Genomic DNA, 15,310 nt, shown 5'->3' with positions numbered 1-15,310 from the left:
CGTAAGGACGTCCTACGGGGTGGCTTTCCCTGTACCTATCACTATCTCTATCCTCTATTCCCGCCTCTAACCCGAACCCTGCCTATCCGGCGCACCGAATCGCACCACGACCGCGAACAGTGCCGCCGGCCCACACAGCAGGCCGTACAGGAGCACTCGAGGGGCAACCCGTTCGAACCCGACGGTGGCGAGTTCGACGGCGGAAACGAGTCCGATCGCTCCCACGACCCCGACGACGACCCACTCGAGGGCGGTGCCCTCGACTCGGGCGTCGAGGCGAGCGAGTAGCGCGGATCCGTCGCTCCGGGGGTTGTCGGCGTCGGGGACGCGGAGGCGACGCGTTATCCCGTCCCCGTCCCCGTCCCCGTCTTCGGTTCGGACGGCCTCGATGCCTCGTCGGTACGACGCGAGGATCGCGCCAAACAGTACGCCGACGAAGACCGCCTGGCCGACCGGCACCGACGGAACCAGTAACGCGAATAGACCCAGCGCCAGCGGCGGTGCGGCACCGACGGCGACCGTCTCGAGGACGTCGACGAGCGGCAGCGTCTCCGTTCGAGAGTCCACCTCCTCGGTGGCCGCCGAGTTCTCGCCGGAAGCCGCCGAATTCTCGTGGGAAGTCGCCGAATTCTCGCCAGAAACATTACCTCGTCGGTCGCTCACGTTACTCGGGGATTGTCCCGTACGTCGAAAAACTTTCTTCGGGACCGTTCGCGAGACTCGAGTCCGTCGAACCCGGCTACGGTGGTCGCTCGAGCGAGAATCGTTCGTCGGTCTTCGCGTACCAGCTCCCGGCCAATCGTCCGACGGCGTCGACGTTTGCTACGTCGATTTTCCCATCGGTCGTCACCTCCTCGTCGAGGTGGACGTAGCGAACGTCGCCGAGGACGAGCGTGGACCCGCCAACGTCGAGCAGGTCTCTCCGGGTGCACTCGAGGGCAACCTTCGAATCCGCGACTCGCGGCGGCGCGACGACGGTCGACTCGGCGCGCTCGAGACCGGCGTACTCGAACTCGCTGTCGCCGGCCTCGAGGGTGGCGCTGGTATCGTTCATCGCTTCCGCGAGGTCCTCGGTCACGAGGTTGACGACGAACTCGCCGGTGTCGCGAACGTTCCGCGGCGTGTCCTTGGGGCCGTCCGCACCGTCGACCGGTGCGAAGACGACGACCGGCGGCTCGACCGAGGCGACGGTGAAAAAGCTGTAGGGGGCCAGGTTGTCGACGCCGGCTTCGCTTCGGGTGCTGACCCACGCAATCGGGCGCGGGACGACCGCGCTCGAGAGGACTCGATAGAGCGACCCCTCCCGTTCGTCGACGTCGATTTCGATCGCGTCGGTTGACGTCGAGGAATCGATCACTGCCGATCAGCGCCTCCGTTGCGACTCTCGTTTCGCGGATCGACGAAACTACTTCCAGGAACGCCCTCGTAGAACGCCATCGTAGTTTCTACGTCGGTACAGCTGTCGGTGTCGTCGTGCAGTTCCGTCGTCGGTTGCTCGGTTGGGCCGGCTATCATCGTTAGTGATTGCCTCGTGTTAGCTGGTACGATACCGAACTGCTATAGGCTTTCGAGACGAAGGGAAACCAGATACCCACGATGTCATCCGACTCCACTCCACTCGAGGTCGAGCGCGCTGAAACGTCCACTGACGGCGACGTCGCCGTCGGATCCGAACCCGAGGACTCTCCGTGCCCCGTCATCGATTCGATCGAGCAGATCGGCTCCCAGTGGCGCCTCGCCGTCCTCCACGAACTCCAGAAAGGCGAGTACCGCTTCAACGAACTCAAGCGCGCGACCGACGCCAACGCCAGGACGCTCTCGCGGGTGCTCGAGGACCTGGGCGAACTCGGATTCGTCGACCGGCGAATCGAGGAGGACGCGCCCATCGCGACCTACTACAGCCTGACGCCGAAGGGGCGCTCGCTCGAACCGGTCTTCGACGAGATCGAGTGCTGGGCGGGCAGCTGGCTCGAGGAGTCGGCGTCCGGGGACGAGTAGCGCCTGTCGAGACCGCGAGCTGCCGGACGCTCCGTCGACCGCGGCCTGCCGGACGCTCCGTCGACCGCGGCCTGCCGAGTCGTCGCCGATACGAATCACTCCCCGAAGTCGGCGTCGTCGAAGTGCTCGTTGGCCAGGTCGTCGATCAGCTCCGTGACCTCGTCCGCCGTCTCGTCGTCCAGATCCTCGACTGCGCCGACGCCGCGCCCACCGCTTTTCGCCGTGGCGAGGGCGTTCTTGTTCAGGTTCCCGTCGGGATCGACCACGGGGAGTTTGAGATCCGTGAAGTTCTCCGGCGGAAAGCCCGACGATGAGAGGATGAAGTGGTCCGCGACCTCGTCCAGGTCGTCAGTGTCGAAGTCTTCTAATTGGGGGTCGTCCCAGTCCTCGGTCGTCGTTCCCGAGAAGTCGGGTTCGTGCATTTCGTAGTCGGTCATGGAGGCAAATTCACCGGTTCGAAAAATTGGCGTGGCCCTTGCGTGTTCAACGATTCTATGAACACGACGTCGTTCCCATCCAGTCTGTCTTCTCGCAGATCGCCGCCGAATCACGGGTCGATACTCGAGTCAGTCACGGATGCTGACGAAATGATTGATGGCGCCACGAGTGGGAGACGTGCGGTACGCTCGCACACGAACGATGACCCATCACTATCACCATTACCCACTATTCGACCCATGGTAGCCCCCGGACGCGTCGCCGCGATTCACTTCACCGGTCGCATCGCCGAGGGGGACGCCTCAGGCGAGGTCTTCGACACGACCGACGTCGACGTCGCCCTCGAGGAGGGCATCTATCATGACCACCGCGACTACAAGCCACTCGAGGTCAGGGTCGGCGAGGGGAAGATTCTCCCGGGCATCGACCGCGCACTCCGGGAGATGGCCGTCGGCGAGCGACGAACCGTCGAACTCGAACCCGAAGAGGCGTTCGGGGCCTACAGCGAGGAGCGCGTGCTCGAGGTGCCCACCGGAACGCTGGCATCTGATCCGTCCGACCTCGAACCCGGAACGCTGGTCCGGGACGACAACGGCCGGACCGGCTGGGTTCAGGCGGTCGAGGACGACGGACGCGCCGTCGTGGACTTCAATCACGAACTCGCCGGGACGACGATCGAGTGCGACCTCCACGTGCTGGCGGTGAGCGACGATTCGAGCCGGACGGCGGACGAGACCGACGCAGACGAGCGTCCGCTCTCGAGATTGAAGGAGGTCGATGCGGACGAGGCGGGTGCTGACGAGCCGAAGGCGAACGAGGCAGCCGAAGAAGAGGCGGATTAACGCTTCGCTCTCGAGATCCGTTCACTCCTCGACGGTCACCGTCACCCCGTGCGGTTCGTAGGCGTTACAGGCGTACCCGTCCTGGTTCCAGGGGAATTGCTCGTCGGAAATGGCCTCGAGTCCCGCCTCGGGATCTGAGATCGGGCCGAACTGCGTGTATCCGTTCTCGTCCGTCGCTCGCGAGTACAGGACGTGCTCGCCCGGTTCGGCTTCCCAGAGGTAACGGAACTGTCGCCAGCCGCCAGGGCCGAGGTCGGGGCCGAAGAACTCCGCTTCCTCCCAGCTCTCGCCACCGTCGGTGGAAACTTCCACGGACTCGACGCGGTCGTCGCCAGCCCAGGCGACCCCGAGCACCTCGACGCTGCCGTCCTGGGCGCGCGGCGACACCGTCGATTCCTCGCCGGGATAGCCGATGATCGACTTGACGACCTGGTCGTAGATGTACGGCAGGTGGTCGAGTTCGCCGTTGGCGGCCGCTTCCATCTGCGCCCAGGTGTCGAACTCGTCGATCGTCTCGTTGTGCTCGGCCTCCTCGCCCTCGGGGATGATCCGGTAGGAGTTCTGTTGCCAGTGGAGGTACTGTTCCCACTCCTCGCCGATCATCATCATGTCCATGACCTCGAGTTCGCGGAGCCACTTGACGTTGTTATTCCCCATCCAGCCTGGGACGAGGAGCCGAACGGGGTGGCCGTGTTCGGCGCTCAGCGGCTCTCCGTCCATCTCGTAGGCGAGCAGACAGTCGTCCATCACCTTCTGCATCGGGATGGAGCGCGCGAAGATTCGCTCGCCCTCCGGGTGATCACCCCCGGCGGCCATCAGCCACTTCCCGTCGCTCGTGTCGGCGTCGTGGGCCTCGAGGATCTCGCTCACCGGCGCACCGGTCCAGATGGTGTTGCCGACCGCGCCGAAGGTCCAGGGGTTGCCCGCCACCTCGGGGTCGAAGTAAGATCGACCGTTGCCCGAACACTGCATCGTGTGGGCCACCGACTCGGTCGAGTACTCCCGCTCGAGGTCGTCCATCGACAGCGAGACGGTCTCCTCGCCCAGCCGGAGTTCGATCTCCCACTCCTCGGCGTCGAGCTGGGGCGACAGGTAGTGGTTCCTGATGTAGTGTTCCTCCTTCGGCGTGAGGTAACTCGTGTAGGTCTCGCGGGCCGCCGCCTCCGCGTTCTCCGGATCCGGTGAGTAGATGCGCAGTCCTGGATAGTGCTCCTCCAGGTACTCGGGCGTCCCCCGTTCGGGTCCGCCGTCGCCCTCGCTCTCGCCCTCGTCGGACTCCGATTCCTCTTGCTCCTGTCTCGCTACTGCCGACCCGGTTACGCTCAATCCGGCGAGCGCGCCCGATGCCATCATGAACTTTCGCCGGTCGAGCAACTGCCGTCGTCGTCGCCCGGTCTCGCCCGACCGCTCGTCCCCGCCGCTCGTTGACTGTCTTTGCATGACAAAACCACGCACACCACTGATGGCGATATAGCTAACATAATCCTGCCGTATCGAATCCCGCTCGATAAACGGTCTACCGATCACTCCAATAGAGAATCGTGCGGATTGACCGGCTTCCGACCTCTCGAGTTCGGAACGAACCGTTGCTGGAGGTCGAGGAAACGGCTAGTCGTCGGCCGCTTCGCTCGACTCGTCGTCGTCGCTACACGGTTCGACCTCGATAGTCCCGACCATCTCCTCGTCGTGGATCGCGCAGACGTACTCGTACTGCCCGACGGCGACGAAGCGATGGTCGAACGTCTCTCCGCTCTCGCGGGTGGCCTCGTGGTCGATTTCGTCGGTGTCGCCCTCTTCGTCTCCGTCGTCGGTTTCGTGTGTTCCCTCTCCGTTACCGTCCTCACCGGCCGAAAGGTCGTAGGAGGCGAACGGTTCGACCCCCTCCGGTACCGACGCGTTGTCGGACGCCTCCGGGTGAGCGGTTACGTTGTGCCCCTCCTCCTCGAACGTCCAGCGGACGACGTCGCCGACCTCGAGCGAGACCGATTCCGGTTCGAACGCGAGCTCGCCGTCCGGTGCGACGGTGACGGTCGCGTCCGGTTCGTCCAGGACCTCGACCGTGCCGACCATCTCTTCGTCGTGGATCGAACAGACGTACTCGTACGTCCCGGGGGTCTCGAACGCGTAGGCGTACGTTTCGTCGGCCTCGCGGGTGACCTCGTGGTCGATTTCGTCCGTTTCTTCCTCCTCGGTTCCCTCGGTCTCGCCCTCGCCACTCGAGAGGCCGTAGGAGGCGAACGGCTCGGCGTCCTCCGGCACCGATGCGTTCTCGGACGCCTCCGGGTGGGCGGTCACGTTGTGCCCCTCTTCCTCGAACTGCCACTCCACCGTGTCCCCGAGCCCGATCTCGAGCGCGTCGAGTTCGAATCGGTGGTCGCCGTCGTGGGCGACGACGACGGTTTCGTCCGCGCAGGCGTCGACCTGCACGGTACCGACCATCGTGTTCTCGTGGGGGACGCAAACGTACGCGTACTCACCGGGGGTGGTGAATACGTGGCGGTACGTCTCTCCCTCCGGAACGACCGAGAAGTGGGCGTCGCCCTCGTAAGAGGCGAACGGCTCCGCGTTCGGCGGGTTTCGATTCCTGTCCGACGCCCCGGGAAGGGAGGTGGCGTTGTGGCCCGCGCTGGCGAACGTCCACTCGATCGCCTCTCCGAGACCGATTTCGACGTCCTCGGGTTCGAACCGCCAGGCGCCGTCGGGACCGGCGACGACCTGCGTGACGGCGGGGTCGTCGCTCGAGTCGCCCTCTTCGCCATCTGATCCGTCCCGTTCGTCGCCGTCTCCCTCGTCTTCGCCTTCACCTTCGTCCTCCGTTCCATCACCGTCTCCCTCGTCCTGGAATCGATTGCCGACCGCCCCACCAACCTCGCCGGCCAGAGCTGCGGTCAGGGCGCTGCCCGCTCCGAGGCAGCGCAGAAAGCGCCGTCGAGTGCTCGCGTCGGTCATGTAAATCCAATCTACCCAAAGGTGGCGCCGACAAAGATGCTATTCCATGAGTACGTGACTGACAGCGTTTCGAGAACGAATTTGGCCGGGGAGCTCTTTTCCAACTAGAGACCAATCACTCGAGCACGTCGAACGCCACCGCCAGGTCGAGCGGCCAGTAGACGAATCGGTACCGGCCGGCCGGGAGCCCCGGGCAGACCTCGAGCCCCGAGTACAGGTCCTCGACGGCTGCTTCGGATAGCTCGATCTCCCAGTCGAATCCCTCGCCGGGCGGATGAATAATTCCCTCGTCCGTGTAGCCGATACCGTGTTCGGCCCGGTAGCCGCGAACCTCCTGCCAGCCCGCTTCGGTCCGGACCTCGAGCGAGAACTTCCGGTCGTTGCCGGTGCCCTGTTTGACGCTGGTGAGGTTAGCCATCGTGATCGACACCGACTCGCCGTGAGCGACCTCGAGGGGGTCGACGCGCATGGCGAACGCGTCGGCGTCGCCCCAGTGAACCGACTCGGCGGATGAGAGGCGCTTGAAGTCGTCGTCCGAGCACTCGAGCGGTTCCGGAATCGTCGCCGGATCGCCGTCCGGCTCGACGCCGCCCTCGAGTCCCGACGGATCGATGACGCGCTCGTGGGCCGCTTCGACGGTTTCGGTTTCTCCCCAGCCGTCGGTGAGCGTGACGACGGCGTCGTGGGGTCGCATCCGGTCGTCGAACGAGACGCGCGTGAGCGACGCCGGGTAGGCCAGCGCCTCTCCACAGCCGCCCTCGCTCGAGTCGACGACCGTCGCCGTCGCCGTGATCGCGCTCTCCTGGGCATCGAAGGTCACGTCGTCGACCTCGATGCTGTCGTGGCACATCGTCGGACCGCCGGATTCGACGAGCACGAGCACCTCCGTCTCGAAGTCCGTTTCCTCGAGGAAGGGGTCCACGGTTTCGGCGGTTCGGTTCGTCGGGACGGCGTCCAGCCGCTCGAGGACGTCGGCGTCGGTGATCAGCGCGACTGTGCCGATCCCGTCCGAGGCCCAGGGCGGTTCGTCGGTTCGGGGCTCGAGGTCGATGGTTTCGACGGTAGTAATTTCGGGACTCGAACCAGTGCCGTCGTTGGTATTCGAGTCGTCGGTACCGTCGGTACCGTTGGTACTGTCAGTGCCGTTCGCTCCGTCACCGTCGTTCGGGTCGTCCTCACCGTCGTCGTCGGGGCTCGAGCCGGTCGGACTGGCGTCGAGACAGCCGCCGACGGCGAGTCCGACACCGAGTGCGCTCGAGCGAAGAATCGTTCGTCTGGAGGGGTCCATACCGGTACTCTTCCCGGAGACGATAAGTGCTCTCTGGAAGGTCAAACGACGATTTCACCGTTGCTTCGGAGGCGAACGCGACAGAATCGGTAAGAACTACGGACTCGAGTTCGACTACTCCGCCGGATCGAGTTCGACCTGCTCGAGCGAACGATTCAGGTGGCAGACCTCGTGTGGCGGGTCGCCGAGCAGTTGCTGAATCCGGTACTCGCGATCGAACTCGACGCCGTCGGGTTCGCAGTAGGCGTGGCTCGGGCAGTCGATGTACGGGCACGGGCCACTCAGGCTCGCCTTGCTCCCGCTGAACGCGCCCTTCGAGGGGACGTTCGCCGCGACGGTCGCCGGTTCGACCTCGACGGCGCGGACGCCCTCGTCGTGCATCGCACACTCGAGCGTCTGGGCGTTCTCGCGGACGTCGGTGACGCGGTAGCGGCGGCCGGGCTCGAGGTTGAGACACTGGCTTCGATAGGGACAGCCGGCGCAGCCATCGGCCTCGCCCTCGTAGACGAACTCGGTGCCGGGGTCGGCGAGGCGCGTCCCGAGGAGGGTCACGGTGGTCATTGGTAGTCTCCTTCGGACCGCGACCGGTTAAGCCTCACGTCACTCACTCGAGTCGGCGCTCACGGTTCACTGGACGCCGTGGTCGGCGTAGACGAGGCGGTCGACGTGGTCGACGAGGTCTCCCACACCAGTCAGTCGGCTCCAGCGACCTGCGCGTCGAGGTAGTCCTGGGCCGCGATCCGGATGACGTCCTCGGGCCCTTCGACGCAGTCCCGGCGAAGTTGCGGGTACTGGCCCTCGAGACGGTCCGCGATCAGGCCGTCGATGGCGGCGACCTCCTCGACGGTCATCCCCTCGAGTTCCGTCGAGAGGATACTCGCGACGGCGCTGCTGACGGCGCAACTCTCGCTCTCGAAGGCGATAGCCTCGATGGTGCCGTCGGGGGCGACGTCGACGTGGAACTCCCCGTCGTCGCCACAGGAGGTCTCCTCGGAGGACTTGACGAGGTCGGGGTTCTTGAGGCCGCCCGCGTTCCGGGGGTCGCAGTGATGGTCGTAGAGGACGTCGTGATATCGATCGGACCGCAGGTATGCGTCCAGCTTCGCGCGGGCGTCGTCGATTGCGTCGAGCAAGGCGTCGACCTCTTCGCGCGTGTTGTAGACGTAGAACGACGCGCGGACGGAGCCGGGAATGTCGAGGGCATCGTGCAGCGGTTGGGTACAGTGATCGCCCGCCCGGACGGCGATCCCGCGGTCGTTCAGCAGCGACGAGAGGTCGTGGCCATGGACGCCGTCGACGTTGAACGCAACCAGGCCGGATCGCTCCTCGCCCGCAGGCGGCCCGTAGGTCGTCACGTCGTCGCGCGCCTCGAGTCGCTCGAGCGCGTACTGGGCGAGCTCGTTCTCGTGGGCCGCAATCGCGTCCATCCCGATCTCCTCGAGGTAGTCCGCCGCGGCCGCGAGCGCGATTCCCTCCGCGATGGGCGGCGTGCCGGCCTCGAACTTCCAGGGGAGTTCGTTCCAGGTCGAGTGCTCGAAGGTGACGTGACGGATCATCTCGCCGCCGAAGAGGAACGGCTCCATCTCCTCGAGGATCTCCCGCTTGCCGTAGAGGGCACCGATGCCCGTCGGTCCGGCCATCTTGTGGCCCGAGAAGGCGAAGAAGTCCGCGCCCATCGCCTCGACGTCGATAGGTCGGTTCGGGGCGGACTGGGCGCCGTCGACGACCACATAGGCGTCGTGCTCGTGGGCCATCTCGGCCAGCTCGGCGACCGGGTTGATCGTCCCGAGGACGTTCGAGACGTGGACGACCGAAACGACCGCGGTGTCCGGACCGATGAGTTCGCTGGCGTGCTCGAGGTCGAGGTGGCCGTCGTCGGTCACGCGAATGAAGTCGATGTCGGCACCGGTCTTCTTCGCCACCTGCTGCCAGGTCACGACCGAGGCGTGGTGTTCCATCTCCGTCGTCACGACCTGGTCGCCAGGGCCCAGTTCGTTGAGCCCCAGGCCGTAGGCGACGAGGTTGATGCTCTCGGTCGCCCCCTTCGTGAAGATGAGTTCCTCGCGCCCGCCGCTGGCGCCGACGAACGCCGCGAGTCGGTCGTGGGCCTGTTCGTAGGCGATCGAGGCCTCGTGGCTCAGCGTGTGAATCCCGCGGTGAACGTTCGCGTTGTACGTCGAGAAGTACTCCTCGAACACGTCGTAGACCTGCCGCGGCGTCTGGGTCGTCGCCGCGTTGTCGAGGTAGACGAGGTCCTGCCCATCGACGTCGCGCTCGAGGATCGGAAAGTCTGATCGAACGGAATCGGTCATATCTCGTGATTACGCCAATTGATTAAAATAGTTGTGACGGCGTCGAATTACGCATCGCTCGAGAGGGGACGGTGGGCGTGGATGCCAAGACGAGATGCAACGTACGCGGGTGCCGAGACGAAACCCACATTACCCGGACGCACGACAGTACCAACGAACGAACAGTGACGCGCGTCTGCCTCGTCGGCTCGCCCGACGTCTCACTCCAGTACGAACTCCTCTCTCGAGAGACGTCTCGGGAGGCTCTGTCCACGTACGACCTAGCTCGCCCCTTCGAGAACTCGCTGGCGGTTCGGACGGTGAGCCTCGGGGCCGCCGTCTCGCTGTGTAACGACCTCCAGTGGTACCTCGTCCGGTTCGTCGACGAGGTCCTGATCCAGGAACCGAGCGTGAGCGACGACGAGTGGCTCTCGCGGGACCTCGCCGTCGCGCTTCGAAACGGCGACCTCCAGCCCGCGGAGACCGGCGAGCACCTGAAGATATTCGGACTCGAGCGACCCGACGTGCCGGGGCTCGAGGCTTCGACGGGTGACGGCGGGAAGCCCGACGATCGACAGCGTGCGACCGACGCGCCAAACGTCGAACCCGTCGGCGAGGGAGACGAACGAGCGACCGACGCCGACTCGAGTGCTGGGCCTGCACAGACGACGATTCAGGCCGGTGACGGTGTCGAACCAGTCGGCCCGCCGAAACTCGTCGAACCGCTCTACGTCCGCCGAACGGACGGCGAGACGCCCACGTACGACCTCAGGGACGTCGAGGAGACACTGATCGTGCGACTCACCGAGTCCGAATTTTCGCCGTAGCTCGAGCTTTACCGTCGCTCGACCGGATTTCGTCGGTTCGTCGGCTCGTCGGTTCGTTGCGGATACACACAACGACCGAACATTCACTAACCCGCTCGAGAAACACACTCCATGGTCATCTCGACCGAGCCAGCGTGGAAGGAACTCGTCGACGGACTCGGACGGGAGTATCAGGACGCGGTCGTGTACGGAGATCTCGAGCAGGAAACGATCCTGCACGAAGGGGACGTTCGACTGCTAGCGAACGGATGGGTCGAACTTCCCACCGGTCGACTCCTCTCCCCGAACGCAGTCCATCACATCGACACGTAAGTCGCCCGTCGAGACGGACGCCTCGAGGGCGAGCGAGGAATACGCGCGCAGCGACGTTCGTGGTGCCGATCCCGGCAGAAATCGGAACCGTCAGTCGAACAGCCCCGTCGAGAGATATCGTTCCCCGCTGTCCCAGAAGACGGTGACGACCATCGGGCAGTCGTCTTCCGTCTGACCGCCGTCGGTCCGGGTCTGGGTCGCCGGCGTGAGCGGGCCGTCAAACACATCGGGGAGTTCCGGACACTCGAGGTCGGGATCGGCCACCTCGCGAGCCACCTTCTGCGAGACCAGACTCGTCGCGCCGCTCGACTGGCCGACGAGGACCCCTTCCTCGCGGGCGAGGCGACGACACTCGTCCTCGGCGTCCTCGAGTGCGACAGTCTCGACGCGGTCGATCAGATCGGTGTCGAGGTTGTCGCTGACGAAGCCGGGGCCCATGCCCTGGAACTCGTCGTTTCCGGGCACCCCCGTCGAGAGCACGGCGTTGCGTTCAGGTTCGACGGCGACAATCTCCACGTCGGGGAACTCCTCGCGAAGCCGACGGCCGACGCCAGAGAGCGTCCCGCCGGTGCCGACGCCGGCGACGAAGACGTCGACCGTGCGCTCGCCGACCTGGTCGACGATCTCCTCGCCGGTCGTCCGGTAGTGGGCCTCGGGGTTCGCCGCGTTCTCGAACTGTCCAAGCTGAACGGCGCCGTCGGCCTCGAGTTCGTCGGCACGCTCGCGAGCGTCGGTCATGTCACCGTCGACGAGCTCGAGGTCGGTCCCGTAGGCGGCCATGATCCGGCGCCGTTCCTCGGACTTCGAGGCTGGCATCACGATCGTCAGGTCGTAGCCCCGGGCGGCCGCGACGAGCGCGAGGCCGATGCCCGTGTTGCCGCTCGTCGGTTCGACGAGACGGTCGCCCGGCTCGAGCCGTCCGTCGCGCTCGGCGGCCCGGACCATCGCCAGTGCGGGGCGGTCCTTGGCCGATCCGCCGGGGTTGAACGACTCGATCTTGGCGGCGACCGTCACCCCCTCGGGCGAGTCGACCTGGACCAGCGGCGATCCGATCGTGTCCAGGATACTGCCTTTCATCGTCCATCGGTAGGAACTCGAGCGGTAAACGCGTGGCGGACCCCGGCAGGACGTGCCGGTGACGAAATAGAACGGGACGGCACGAACAAATCCGTTAAGCCGTTCGCGTCGAAACTATCGCTCGTGACACTCGAGACGATGCGACCAAACCCGACCTGGGACAGCGCCGCCTACGAAGACACCGTTTCCACGCTCGCGGCCCACCGCGAGGACCTGACGTACCTCGTCTGGGGCGGCGACTGGTGTAAGGACTGCCGAGCGCTCCTGCCCGACTTCGCGGCGGCGCTCGAGGCCGCCGACGTTCCGGACGACCGGATCGAGGAACTCGCCGTCGACACGGACAAGCAGGGTCCGAAGGTCGACGACTACGACGTCGAGTACATTCCGACGGTCGTCGTGCTCGACGACGACGGGACAGAGGTCACCCGGTTCGTCGAGAGCGAGTCGCTGCCTCCGTCGGTGTACCTCGCGGAACAGATCGAAAGCGCGCTCGAGACGGCCTGAGACGTACCAGTCGGGTACGAGACGGCCTGAGACACTACCAGACAGACACGAGACAGCCTATCGCAAAGAAATCGCAGCGACGTCACCCGACCCGCACGCTGGGCAGGAGTGTCGAGGGTGGCTCAGTGACGTCCCGCATCGACGGCACTCGTGATAGAGAGACGACTGGCGATGACGGGCCCAGATTCGCCGGATCCAGTTCGCCGCGAGAGTAGTCAGTGTCATGTGGGCGTTCGTCCGGCAGTCGCGGGTCGGACGGTAAATACTTTGTGAACGTTCGGCCATTGAGAATAGTAATTCTAGACACACGTGTGAAAATGTGCGTCTTTTATATATAATCTATAAAATTGTGTGAGGGTATCGGGCGAACGAAGACGAAAGTGAGCGTGCTCGAGCGGACGAGGACGAGAGTGAGCGTGAGTATTATCGAGCAGCGAGGGCGATCGACTCCTCTGCCGGATTCGGACCGATGTGTCGGTCAGTTCTCGGAATTCCCCAGTAGCCACTCGAGCGCCTCGTCGACGTCGTGGCTGGGCGGTGAGCAGGTCCGCTGGCGGCAGGCGTAGAGCGTCGGTTCGCCGTCTCTCGCCTCGCGTCCGGCCCAGATCGGCGGCGCCTCCGCAAGGTCGAGTCGTTCGAGCCAGGCCTCGAGTCCGTCGTCGGTCGGCGGCCGTCTGGCGAGCAGGCGGTCCGGGAGGAACGTCGAACCGATTTCGTCGCGCCAGTCCCGCGGAACCTCGTCCGCGGCAACCGTCAACTCGAGCGAACCGGTCGTGAGTCGATCAGCCGCGAGCACGAGCGAGGTGTACTCGAGTGGGCTCGAGCGCATCCGGCTGGCGTGGGTTTCGAGGACCGACTCCGCAACCGCACCGAACGATTCGTTGGCGACGTGCTCGAGCGCGAGCAGCGTCTCGACGGCAACCCCCGTCGACGAGGGCGTCGAGGCGTCGGTGAGTTCCTGGGGCCGCGTGACCAGCGACTCCCCGCTAGAGGGGGTAAAGTACAGCGTTTCCTGATCGGCGTCCCAGAACTCGGACTCGATAGCTCGAGCCAGCTCGAGCGCAAACGAGAGGTGCTCGAGGTCGCCCGTCGCCTCGTAACATGTGAGTGACGCCCGAGCGAGGAACGCATAGTCCTCGAGGTAGCCGTCGATACCGATCTCGCCGTCCTCGTACCGCCGGTTCAGGGTGCCGTCGTCGGCGTTCCAGAGGTGCTCGCGAACGAACGCCAGCGCCTCGGTGGCCGTCTCGGCGTACGCGTCGTCACCGAGCACGATCGCCGCCTCCGCGAACGCGGCGATCATCAGGCCGTTCCAGCCGGCGAGCACCTTCTCGTCACGATTCGGTCGCGGACGCTCCTCGCGAGCCTCGAACAACCGATCCCGGGCGGCCTCGAGTACCGTCTCGACCGCCGACGGCTCGAGGTCGTACTCCTCGGCCAGGTCCGATCGCGAGGTCGAGAGCGTGAGCACCGTTTGTCCCTCGAAGTTACCGCCGGAAGTGACGCCGTACCGGTCACAGACGAGTTCGGTGAGCGTGTCCTGGTCGAGCTCGAGGTCGAGTTCGGCGTCGATTTCGTCTCGAGGATTCAGACCCGAGAGCGCGTCCCGAATCTCGTCGGGCGTCCAGACGTAGAACGCGCCCTCCTCGCGCTCGCCGGCCTCGGTCTCGCTCTGGGCGTCGAGCGTGCTGAAGAAGCCCCCGTCCTCGTGGGTCAGTTCGCGCTCGACGAACGCGAGGGTCCGCCGGGCCACGTCCGCATAGCGCTCGTCGCCGACGGCCTGGTAGGCTGCCAGGTAGGCACGCGTCAGCTCGGCGTTGTCGTAGAGCATCTTCTCGAAGTGGGGCACCGTCCAGTCCCGGTCGACGCAGTAGCGGTGGAAGCCGTCGCCGACGTGGTCGTACAGCCCGCCGCCCGCCATCGCGTCGAGGGTCCTGACCGCCGCCTCGAGGTACTGCCTTCGGCCCGTCCGGTCGGCCGCCCGCAGCAGGAGGTGGAGCCGCGCGGGTTGGGGGAACTTCGGGCCGCTCGAGCCCCAGCCACCGTACTGTTCGTCGACGCCGCGGAGGGCCGTCCCCGCGGCCGACTCGAGCAACTCGCTGCCCGGCGTCTCGACGCCCTCCGGGGGCGAGGGCGTGGCCTCGAGCTGGTCGCTCGCCGCGGCCGTCCACTGGTCCGCCCGATTTTCCATCTCATCGCGGTCGACCTCCCACGAGTGGGCGATGTTCTCGAGCAGGTCCCGGAAGCCGGGCATGCCGCGCTGGGGTTCCTTCGGGAAGTAGGTCCCGACGTAGAACGGGCGGCCGTCGGGGGTGAGCCACGCCGACAGCGGCCAGCCGCCGCGGCCGGTGACCTGCTGGCAGACGGTCATGTAGATGCTGTCGACGTCCGGGCGCTCCTCGCGGTCGACCTTGATCGGGACGAAGTGCTCGTTGAGTAACTCGGCGACACCGTCGTCCTCGAAGCTCTCGTCGGCCATGACGTGACACCAGTGACAGGCCGAGTATCCGATCGAGAGGAAGATCGGGACGTCGTGCTCCTTGGCCGTCTCGAGGGCCTGTTCGTCCCAGGGCTGCCAGTTGACGGGATTGTCCGCGTGCTGGCGCAGGTAGGGACTGGCCGCGTCCTCGAGGCGGTTGCGCTCGGTGGGTGTGTTCATTACCGTCGTCTACGTTCGGGCGCTGTAAAAGCGCGGCGTACGCCTCGAGTCCGTGGCTACCGAGCCAGCAAGAAAATACAGTAAACGGGCTTGTCGAACCCCTCGGTCGGTGATACGTTTCGGGA

At 65.5% G+C, this 15,310-nt stretch carries 16 protein-coding genes; 5 read left to right on the top strand and 11 right to left on the bottom strand.

Features of this window, described 5'->3' with window-relative positions; translation table 11 throughout:
• Positions 1-66: 66 nt before the first annotated feature.
• The 3 genes from J1N60_RS15145 to J1N60_RS15135 all read right to left on the bottom strand — a co-directional run bounded on the left by J1N60_RS15145 (position 67) and on the right by J1N60_RS15135 (position 1,515).
• On the bottom strand, positions 67-663 hold the full coding sequence (locus tag J1N60_RS15145; protein WP_312908692.1) for a hypothetical protein: 597 nt from the start codon (positions 661-663) through the stop codon (positions 67-69).
• A 76-nt stretch (positions 664-739) separates the two neighbouring features.
• A complete protein-coding gene (locus J1N60_RS15140) occupies positions 740-1,357 on the bottom strand; it encodes a flavin reductase family protein (protein ID WP_312908691.1) in 618 nt (205 codons plus the stop codon).
• A complete protein-coding gene (locus J1N60_RS15135; RefSeq protein WP_312908690.1) occupies positions 1,354-1,515 on the bottom strand; it encodes a hypothetical protein in 162 nt (53 codons plus the stop codon). The genes J1N60_RS15140 and J1N60_RS15135 overlap by 4 nt, the downstream gene beginning before the upstream one ends.
• Before the next feature lie 81 nt (positions 1,516-1,596).
• Between J1N60_RS15135 and J1N60_RS15130 the strand changes: the two genes are divergently transcribed.
• Positions 1,597-1,998, top strand: a complete 402-nt coding sequence (locus tag J1N60_RS15130; RefSeq protein ID WP_312908689.1) for a winged helix-turn-helix transcriptional regulator — start codon at positions 1,597-1,599, stop codon at positions 1,996-1,998.
• A gap of 95 nt (positions 1,999-2,093) precedes the next feature.
• Here J1N60_RS15130 and J1N60_RS15125 read toward each other — a convergent pair whose 3' ends face one another.
• Complete coding sequence (locus J1N60_RS15125; protein ID WP_312908687.1) at positions 2,094-2,435, bottom strand: hypothetical protein; 342 nt, start codon at positions 2,433-2,435, stop codon at positions 2,094-2,096.
• Between the two features lie 240 nt (positions 2,436-2,675).
• Between J1N60_RS15125 and J1N60_RS15120 the strand changes: the two genes are divergently transcribed.
• Positions 2,676-3,278, top strand: coding sequence for an FKBP-type peptidyl-prolyl cis-trans isomerase (locus J1N60_RS15120; RefSeq protein ID WP_312908685.1), 603 nt, complete (start codon positions 2,676-2,678; stop codon positions 3,276-3,278).
• Between the two features lie 21 nt (positions 3,279-3,299).
• On the opposite strand, the gene J1N60_RS15115 is transcribed toward J1N60_RS15120, so the two are convergent.
• From J1N60_RS15115 to J1N60_RS15090, 5 genes are all read right to left on the bottom strand, one after another.
• The gene (locus J1N60_RS15115; RefSeq protein WP_312908684.1) at positions 3,300-4,718 is read right to left on the bottom strand and encodes a sulfite oxidase; all 1,419 of its coding nucleotides are present in this window, start codon (positions 4,716-4,718) and stop codon (positions 3,300-3,302) included.
• A 168-nt stretch (positions 4,719-4,886) separates the two neighbouring features.
• The gene (locus tag J1N60_RS15110; protein WP_312908683.1) at positions 4,887-6,227 is read right to left on the bottom strand and encodes a cupredoxin domain-containing protein; all 1,341 of its coding nucleotides are present in this window, start codon (positions 6,225-6,227) and stop codon (positions 4,887-4,889) included.
• Between the two features lie 115 nt (positions 6,228-6,342).
• Positions 6,343-7,515, bottom strand: coding sequence for a hypothetical protein (locus J1N60_RS15105; RefSeq protein ID WP_312908682.1), 1,173 nt, complete (start codon positions 7,513-7,515; stop codon positions 6,343-6,345).
• A 114-nt stretch (positions 7,516-7,629) separates the two neighbouring features.
• On the bottom strand, positions 7,630-8,076 hold the full coding sequence (locus tag J1N60_RS15100; protein WP_312908681.1) for a UPF0179 family protein: 447 nt from the start codon (positions 8,074-8,076) through the stop codon (positions 7,630-7,632).
• 131 nt (positions 8,077-8,207) lie between these two features.
• Entirely contained in the window at positions 8,208-9,827 is a 1,620-nt protein-coding gene (locus J1N60_RS15090) for a SufS family cysteine desulfurase (protein ID WP_425499303.1), read from the bottom strand.
• A 164-nt stretch (positions 9,828-9,991) separates the two neighbouring features.
• Between J1N60_RS15090 and J1N60_RS15085 the strand changes: the two genes are divergently transcribed.
• Both J1N60_RS15085 and J1N60_RS15080 read left to right on the top strand, forming a co-directional pair.
• Positions 9,992-10,633 carry a DUF5804 family protein gene (locus J1N60_RS15085; protein WP_312908680.1) on the top strand — a complete coding sequence of 214 codons (642 nt, stop codon included), beginning with the start codon at positions 9,992-9,994 and terminating at the stop codon, positions 10,631-10,633.
• Between the two features lie 111 nt (positions 10,634-10,744).
• Complete coding sequence (locus J1N60_RS15080; protein ID WP_312908679.1) at positions 10,745-10,945, top strand: hypothetical protein; 201 nt, start codon at positions 10,745-10,747, stop codon at positions 10,943-10,945.
• Between the two features lie 90 nt (positions 10,946-11,035).
• On the opposite strand, the gene J1N60_RS15075 is transcribed toward J1N60_RS15080, so the two are convergent.
• Positions 11,036-12,022, bottom strand: coding sequence for a PLP-dependent cysteine synthase family protein (locus J1N60_RS15075; RefSeq protein ID WP_312908678.1), 987 nt, complete (start codon positions 12,020-12,022; stop codon positions 11,036-11,038).
• A 123-nt stretch (positions 12,023-12,145) separates the two neighbouring features.
• Between J1N60_RS15075 and J1N60_RS15070 the strand changes: the two genes are divergently transcribed.
• On the top strand, positions 12,146-12,526 hold the full coding sequence (locus tag J1N60_RS15070; RefSeq protein WP_312908676.1) for a TlpA family protein disulfide reductase: 381 nt from the start codon (positions 12,146-12,148) through the stop codon (positions 12,524-12,526).
• A gap of 478 nt (positions 12,527-13,004) precedes the next feature.
• Here J1N60_RS15070 and J1N60_RS15065 read toward each other — a convergent pair whose 3' ends face one another.
• Positions 13,005-15,185: a thioredoxin domain-containing protein gene (locus J1N60_RS15065; protein ID WP_312908675.1), complete on the bottom strand. Its 2,181-nt coding sequence runs from the start codon at positions 15,183-15,185 to the stop codon at positions 13,005-13,007.
• Positions 15,186-15,310: the final 125 nt, after the last annotated feature.

This window comes from Natronosalvus caseinilyticus, from assembly GCF_017357105.1.
Classification (GTDB): Archaea; Halobacteriota; Halobacteria; order Halobacteriales; family Natrialbaceae; genus Natronosalvus; species Natronosalvus caseinilyticus.
Note: the sequence above shows the minus strand (reverse complement) of the source record. Positions and strands in the feature narration are given on the sequence as shown.

Excerpts from the sequence above, each read along its gene's own strand:
- J1N60_RS15115 (WP_312908684.1), bottom strand. The coding sequence starts at position 4,718 with ATGCAAAGACAGTCAACGAGCGGCGGGGACGAGCGGTCGGGCGAGACC.
- J1N60_RS15110 (WP_312908683.1), bottom strand. The coding sequence starts at position 6,227 with ATGACCGACGCGAGCACTCGACGGCGCTTTCTGCGCTGCCTCGGAGCG.
- J1N60_RS15130 (WP_312908689.1), top strand. The coding sequence starts at position 1,597 with ATGTCATCCGACTCCACTCCACTCGAGGTCGAGCGCGCTGAAACGTCC.
- J1N60_RS15120 (WP_312908685.1), top strand. The coding sequence starts at position 2,676 with ATGGTAGCCCCCGGACGCGTCGCCGCGATTCACTTCACCGGTCGCATC.
- J1N60_RS15065 (WP_312908675.1), bottom strand. The coding sequence starts at position 15,185 with ATGAACACACCCACCGAGCGCAACCGCCTCGAGGACGCGGCCAGTCCC.
- J1N60_RS15100 (WP_312908681.1), bottom strand. The coding sequence starts at position 8,076 with ATGACCACCGTGACCCTCCTCGGGACGCGCCTCGCCGACCCCGGCACC.
- J1N60_RS15080 (WP_312908679.1), top strand. The coding sequence starts at position 10,745 with ATGGTCATCTCGACCGAGCCAGCGTGGAAGGAACTCGTCGACGGACTC.
- J1N60_RS15105 (WP_312908682.1), bottom strand. The coding sequence starts at position 7,515 with ATGGACCCCTCCAGACGAACGATTCTTCGCTCGAGCGCACTCGGTGTC.
- J1N60_RS15135 (WP_312908690.1), bottom strand. The coding sequence starts at position 1,515 with ATGATAGCCGGCCCAACCGAGCAACCGACGACGGAACTGCACGACGAC.
- J1N60_RS15090 (WP_425499303.1), bottom strand. The coding sequence starts at position 9,827 with ATGACCGATTCCGTTCGATCAGACTTTCCGATCCTCGAGCGCGACGTC.
- J1N60_RS15125 (WP_312908687.1), bottom strand. The coding sequence starts at position 2,435 with ATGACCGACTACGAAATGCACGAACCCGACTTCTCGGGAACGACGACC.
- J1N60_RS15075 (WP_312908678.1), bottom strand. The coding sequence starts at position 12,022 with ATGAAAGGCAGTATCCTGGACACGATCGGATCGCCGCTGGTCCAGGTC.